This window comes from Streptomyces sp. NRRL S-920 (assembly GCF_000717945.1).
Taxonomy (GTDB): domain Bacteria; phylum Actinomycetota; class Actinomycetes; order Streptomycetales; family Streptomycetaceae; genus Streptomyces; species Streptomyces alboniger.
This window is the reverse complement of the sequence record NZ_JODF01000029.1, coordinates 110,781-116,914: the sequence shown is the minus strand read 5'-3', so window position 1 is coordinate 116,914 and position 6,134 is coordinate 110,781. Positions and strand designations below refer to the sequence as shown.

General features: G+C 66.0%; 5 protein-coding genes. 1 reads left to right on the top strand and 4 read right to left on the bottom strand.

From position 1 onward, the window contains the following. Positions 1-461: 461 nt before the first annotated feature. Positions 462-671: a hypothetical protein gene (locus IG54_RS38150; protein WP_037897514.1), complete on the top strand. Its 210-nt coding sequence runs from the start codon at positions 462-464 to the stop codon at positions 669-671. 102 nt (positions 672-773) lie between these two features. Here IG54_RS38150 and IG54_RS0121520 read toward each other — a convergent pair whose 3' ends face one another. The 4 genes from IG54_RS0121520 to IG54_RS42985 form a co-directional block, all read right to left on the bottom strand. Next, the gene (locus tag IG54_RS0121520) at positions 774-1,847 is read right to left on the bottom strand and encodes a hypothetical protein (protein WP_158708903.1); all 1,074 of its coding nucleotides are present in this window, start codon (positions 1,845-1,847) and stop codon (positions 774-776) included. 207 nt (positions 1,848-2,054) lie between these two features. After that, on the bottom strand, positions 2,055-3,476 hold the full coding sequence (locus IG54_RS0121515; protein ID WP_158708902.1) for an LAGLIDADG family homing endonuclease: 1,422 nt from the start codon (positions 3,474-3,476) through the stop codon (positions 2,055-2,057). A gap of 1,138 nt (positions 3,477-4,614) precedes the next feature. Then, positions 4,615-5,100 (bottom strand): Mu transposase C-terminal domain-containing protein, encoded by a 486-nt coding sequence (locus IG54_RS42990; protein WP_234336300.1) that lies wholly within the window; start codon positions 5,098-5,100, stop codon positions 4,615-4,617. Between the two features lie 143 nt (positions 5,101-5,243). Next, complete coding sequence (locus IG54_RS42985; RefSeq protein WP_234336294.1) at positions 5,244-5,858, bottom strand: hypothetical protein; 615 nt, start codon at positions 5,856-5,858, stop codon at positions 5,244-5,246. Positions 5,859-6,134 lie beyond the last annotated feature (276 nt).

The window sequence follows — 6,134 nt, the reverse complement described above, 5'->3', positions numbered from 1 at the left end:
CCCCCTGGGCCGTCTGCGCAACACCACACCAAGCCCGCACAACGAGTACCTGGAGAAGCTGCGGCACCTGCCGACACTCATGGCGACCTGGACGATAGAGGTCGCGGCCGTCCTGAACCGCCGCGAAGAGCTGCTGGCCAACCTCCTAGCCTACCCGGTATGAGCCCGCCTCGGCTAGAGACAACCGCAGCAGCAGCAGCCGGTGTCGTACCTCAACCCCAACCGTGTTATCGAGCGCGAGGGCCTCAACGACCTGTACTGCCAGAAGCAGGGCAACGGCTACCTCTACCCGCAGAGTCACTGGCTGAAGGGCGAACTGCGTGAGCCCTTCCGGCTGGTCGAACCCAGCGACCATGGCCACCTCGAGGCGTGTACCAGGTTCGAGTACCTGACCTCCATGATCGCCATGGACGAGGGCCGCGACACCCGACCTCCTCGCCGCACAAGGGCGACGGGTCGTTTTGATCGACTGCAAGAGCCGCACGACCAGCCAGACCAGCCGGCGTCACGTCGTCGAACGGGCCGCCGTCACCGCCCACCTCCAGCTCGTCGCCTGGGCCCAACTTCCCCTCTACTACGTCTTCGTCAACCTCGACCTCCTCGTCCCCGCCATGCGCGCCTCGGCATTCAGTCGTGTCTTCGGCGCTCCTGACAACCTCATAGCCGCCTGAACTCGACTGTGCGCGCTCTCGGGCATCCGCTCGGGGTTGTCTGGTTCTGCATCGTGACGCTGCAGCAGCGTGTACGGCAGCTAACCGGCGGGTGGTCGCCACTCAGGTTCCGTGCCGGGATCCCGTGGTGCGGGCGATGAATCCCGCACGGCCCTCCCCGACGGGGGGCTGCCATGTCCCGCCCGCGCTGCGCTCGGCGGCAAGGCAGCACAGCTTGAGATGGCCAAGACTCAGAAAATAGCGGTCGGCCAGAGAGAATTTCCCTGGTTGGACTTGTCGTGCGCTCATCCACTCCATCAGCATGCCGGCTGAGTTCCGGGCCATAGTGGGGCGGGAAAGGTCTGCTTCAGGCTCCAGGCCCCCGGTCGCCCGGTGCCACATCTGGTCGACGGCTGTCCGTACCTCTTCCCTGAGGCCACGAAGCTCTTCCCGGCTCGTCTCTAGGAGCAGATCGAAACGCTCTTCAAGAGAGGTCTCCTCATAGCGGGCCATCTGCGACGAGTGAGAGATGGCCGCGTGCTCCCATACGGCAAAGATGTCATCGTCGTCCTGGGCGCAGTCGAAGGCCAACGCTGCTGATAGGTCAGCCATGAACTCGTGGTCGTCCTCAGGCAAGCGTGACCTGTTCAGTCCCACTAGGACGCCGAGAAGCCGCTCGTCGACCTCTCGCTGCGGAGCACCGGCGAGGTCCGGAAGGCGGCGTAGGTTGATCCTCATCTGGCGCACCGCCCGTCCTCCCTTGGCCAGCTCGGTCCGGGCCTCGGCTTCCGCCGCCTCGTAGTCCTTGCCGAGCACTGACTCCCATCCCTCGGGAACACGTGCCGCGGCCTGGGTGATCGCGTTTTCGTGGCGGAGGCGGCTATTGAAGTACGTGCGTGCGATCGCCAGTTTGAGTGCGGTTTCGGGAACATCGGCGCCGTCGAAGAACGCCAGAAGCGCCAGGTCGTCGCTCCTCCGTCCCGGGACACTGTGTCGGGCGAGTGCACAGACGAGGTCACTCGTCCCGTCCGGGTAGACCGACGCGGTACCGTGCCGGCCTTGGTAGACACGCGTCGGTTGCGGCAGCAGGCCGCGCCGACGCCATCGCTCAAGCTGACTCGCGCTGACCTCATAGCCCTGCGCGCGGGCATGCTGGATCAACTCCCGATCAGCCTTACTGGGTTCACTTCGAGGCATGCTCAGGACGCTACTGAGGACACCACGGCAACTTTCGCGCCCACCGCGCGGGGGTCCAAGCTCCCCCGGTGCCTGTGCTCATCGCGTCACTGAATAGGGAAGGCCATACCGGGATAATCTGGCTATCGCCTGGCTTGCGCTTACTCCATCGTGGCCGGCCGGGACGGACTTCCAATTGCCCGCACCTCTCTGCAACTCGCTGTCGAGCTACGGCCGCTTGACCTTCAGGCCAGTACCTCGTCTGCTGATGTGCCAGCGGATCAAGTAGTTGCGGATTGTCGACGCACTCACGCCGTACTTGCGGGCCAGCTCGTGGAGGGAGGCGTTGGCATATTGTCGCCTGAGCTCTTCCGGGGTGACGAACCGTTCGAGCCCGAGTCGCTGGCCAGGGCCGCGTCGCTCGATGCCAGCACGCTGTAGGGCGTCGCGTACCTGATCCGGCCGCACACCGAGCTGCTGCACCAGTTCGTGGGTCTCGTAGCGCGCATAGAGGCCTTCCAGTTCTTGCGGCGGAAGGTCACGCACCGCGTTGGGTGCCAATTCCTTACCCGTGATTTCCTTCTGTCCAGCGCGCTCCAGACGGGCCCGTATCTCGGTCTGGGGTAGGCAGTGCTTCATGGCCAGGGCAGTGACGTTCTGGCCTGAGATGTGTTCCTGTGCCAGTTGGTGTGGCGTCACCACCTCCTCGTCACAGTCCGCACGGGACGGGGCGCGGCGCGATGTGGCGGGCGCGGGACTTGGCCTCGAGCCCGGGCGCAGCGCGACGGCTACGCCGTCGACGGCGATCCAGGCAGGATCCGAGGCCTCCAGCGTCACTCCCCATCCCTGGCATGTGTCACCTATCGAGACCACACGGTCCTGGTAGGGCTTCTTGTAGAAGGTGTGGCCCGCGGTCGCGGAGAAGTACTTGCCGGCCTTGTCCGAGTCGGCAAACCCGATGGAGTTCATATAGATACACGTATCGGCACCGGAAATGATCAGGCGCCAGGATTCCTTCGCCTCGTACAGGTGTGTCCCGCCGCGCCCGTCGGGCATTGGGTGACGGCGGGCCGGGTGCATCCTGCGCAGCCGCGACCTGATGCCCAGCCAGGCCAGCATCCGTTGCACGCGCAGCAGCATGTCGTGGTTCGACTGGGACAGCCGGATACTGACGCCTGCGGTGCCGGGGTGCCCTTCGACGTGCCCGTCACAGTCGAACACGGCCTTCAGCAACCCTGCGAGGAACAGCGGTGAGACGCCCTCCTCGCACAGCCGTCCCAGTGTTTTGCGGCCGGGGGCGACTCCGTAGCTGAGCACCATCTCCAGGCCGGACACAGGTAGCCGATACCTCCACTTGCCGTGCTCGGCAAGGTAGGTCCACCCGCTGGCATCGGAGCGGTGGGGAAAATCCTGTGCGCACGCGGCGATGTACTGCCTGACTTGGCGGGGTCCATCGGTCTCGCCCCACACGTTGAGGTCCGCTGTGGTGCGCGTGAAGTGGCCGTCTCCGATGAGATGGCCCACCAGGTAGCCGTCACGCTCATCGCCTTCCCCGGACCACTCAACTGACATAGGGATGCCCAGCCCTACCCAAGCTGACGGGTTAAGGGTGGCAATCTGCACAGGCGCGGGGGCAGTGAACTTGCCCACCGGACGTCGCTGGTGAGCCTCGACCCCGCGACGACGGCGCGGTGCCTGCGCTTCGTCTGGGCGCACGGCACCTGCAGCCAGCACAGTGCCCGGCGAGGCCGTCAAGCACCAGCCACTGCTCAAACTTACCGGGCGCATCGGTGCCACATGCGCGGATGACACCTCAACCTCGACGAAGCCATAGGCGTCCGCGCGCGCAACGAAGACCGTCTTCCCTACAAGACGCCACAGTGGAGAGGCGCCGGAAGGCGTGAGCACCCAGGACCGCTCCGACAACCAACCTGAGACTGCTAACAGTTCAGCTCACCTTCCTCAGCATGCGATCTACGTCTGTGCAACGCCAGTTTGGTCGTGGCACTACATGGGTCACCTTCGCAGGCGGCACTGACACCGCGATGGTTCGTCCTTGAGATCTACCGCTTCGGCGGGGGAACTGACCGAACCGGGCGGCAAACAGCTCCTGGAAGAGTTCTTCACCGAGCTCCTCTCACGACACAAAAAGCCACCCCTATGAGCAGAAATCTCGGAGCCAGACCAAGCGTGTCGTCGGCACATTCGCCCGTTCCCTGGCGACTCTGAGGCACGCAGCGCCCACCGCGCTGGAGGCTTCGCCGTCGACGGCACGGCTTTCGTCCGCGAAGGAGCGCGGCTCCAGCGCCTCAATCCGCCGGACCGATCTGAGCTTGGCCGGTCGGTTCGGCTCTGGGTCGGCGTCCGGGCGCAGAGGCGAGGGTTGTAGCCATAGTCGAGCCCCATGCGGTGCTTCTCGTCGAGGTCCTGGATGCCCATTCGATGAACCATGCTCTGTGCCGAGCCCCCCCACCACCACCACGCGCGGGTAGACGGGGAAAGGGCAGGTCTTCGGTTCTCAGCGGGACATGCGCGAGACGTTGACCTCTTGGATGTCGACTTTGCCGTCCTCGCCCAAGATGAACGTCTCGAAGCTCGCGGTCCAGACGCGAGTTCGGTCCTGACCGCACACTCCATACCGGCACGAGCTGCTCCGGACCCTACCTGGCGCGGCCCGTAAGGGAGCCGCCGCATAAAACGCAGAACATACCAACCGGGGAAGCGCGTGATTGACCTAAGCATTCTCACTGCATCTGCGGCAGTCTCATCCAACCTGCATTACGGCAGCTCATACGGCCCCCATAAGGTCCAAAGCACGTCGCAACCTACCTGCAGCACCGCAGGCCAGAGGCGCACAACAACCGCAAGCCCGATGAGACCTCACAACCTCGATACGGTGATCATGGTGAGGCATGAAACGGACCTGGACCTGGATGCCGCCCTGGCCGGTCATCCACGGGGCGATGTAGGTGCGCCCGCGCCACCGCACGCCGTGGCTGGTCAGCTTCCGTGGGCGGCCGTCGTCCTCGAGGGTGAACGTCCACAGATCCGTCGCGGCCACGTCCCGCAGCGGGGTGGGATCGTCCTGCCACGCCTCAAGCGGGGTCCTGCCACGCAGAGGTGCGGGGCGGTGCTCGGTGTTCCACCAGAGCGTCCAGGCCAGAAGCTGGGTGGTGAAGTCCTCGAAGCCGAGCAGCACTTCGTCGTTCGGGCGGGAGACGCGTTTGCCGGGGCGCGGCTGGCGGGCATAGCCGGGCAGCGCGGCCAGGAACATGCTCTCCACCGCCCGGTTCAGCCCCTCCACGGTGCCCTTGAGGTGAGGGTGTAGGCGGGCAGGTCCTCCACCGTCACGTCCAAGAGATCGAACGCGGCCGTCACCGTTCGGGACAGGAAGTCCTTGCCGCGGTCGACACGTACCTACTCGGGCAGGCCGCCGAACGGGCCGTAGGGGTCCTCGCGGAGGACTGCGGAGCGCAGCGCGGCCAGTACCGATTCCCGCGATGGATGCCCGGGCGTGACGGCGACGCCGGTGATCGCGTTGGTAGCGCAGTCGGTGAACCGGGTGATCCATGGCCTGCGGGCCTTGCCCTCGACATCGACCAGCACCGGCGCCTGCATGTGGTCGGTCTCCCATGCCTGGTTGCGCCAGCCCCGCGGCCGGGCCAGGAACACATCGTGCCTGCGCGCCGCCCGCTCTCCCGGCGTCAGATCACGCCGGATCGCCCGGTGCAGCGTCGGAATCGACGGAGGCGGCTGTCCCTCGCCCCTGGCCGCGCGAGCGATCAGCTCACGGTGGACCGCCGCGACGTTCCCCTTCCACAAGGCCAGCAGAGCCCGGACCTCATCCGTAACCGTGAACCGCCCGTGATACGCGCCCCGCTCCCCCGGCGCCCGCGCCACAGCCTCGTCCCGCTCGGCGGCCGCCAGCCACCGCCACACCGCGCGCTCCCGCACCCCGAGCACGTCCGCCGCTGACCTCACCTGCCCCGTGGTGAGCTTTCCCTCCCGCCGCAGGGCCAGCAGACGACGCACCGCCGGTCCCCGCAACGCCCGAACCGACGCAGCCGGCAAAGCCCCACTCGCGTCACCACCCACCCCTTCCGGGGCCAGGTCCTGCTCTCCTGGTCCACACCCCTGAGCACACCAACACCCATCGGCCAGCGGATCAGAACTCACCAAACTGAGACAGCGTCACCCCTCATGCAACAACGCCCCCAGAACAGCTACACCCTCGGAAACCTCGCGTCCAGAACAGCGACCCCAACCCCCTCAACCACCACTGACCAGCAGCAACACACCGAAGCCCAC

Coding starts and splice junctions, on each gene's coding strand:
- IG54_RS42990 (WP_234336300.1), bottom strand. CDS start 5,100: ATGTTCCTGGCCGCGCTGCCCGGCTATGCCCGCCAGCCGCGCCCCGGC.
- IG54_RS0121520 (WP_158708903.1), bottom strand. CDS start 1,847: ATGCCTCGAAGTGAACCCAGTAAGGCTGATCGGGAGTTGATCCAGCAT.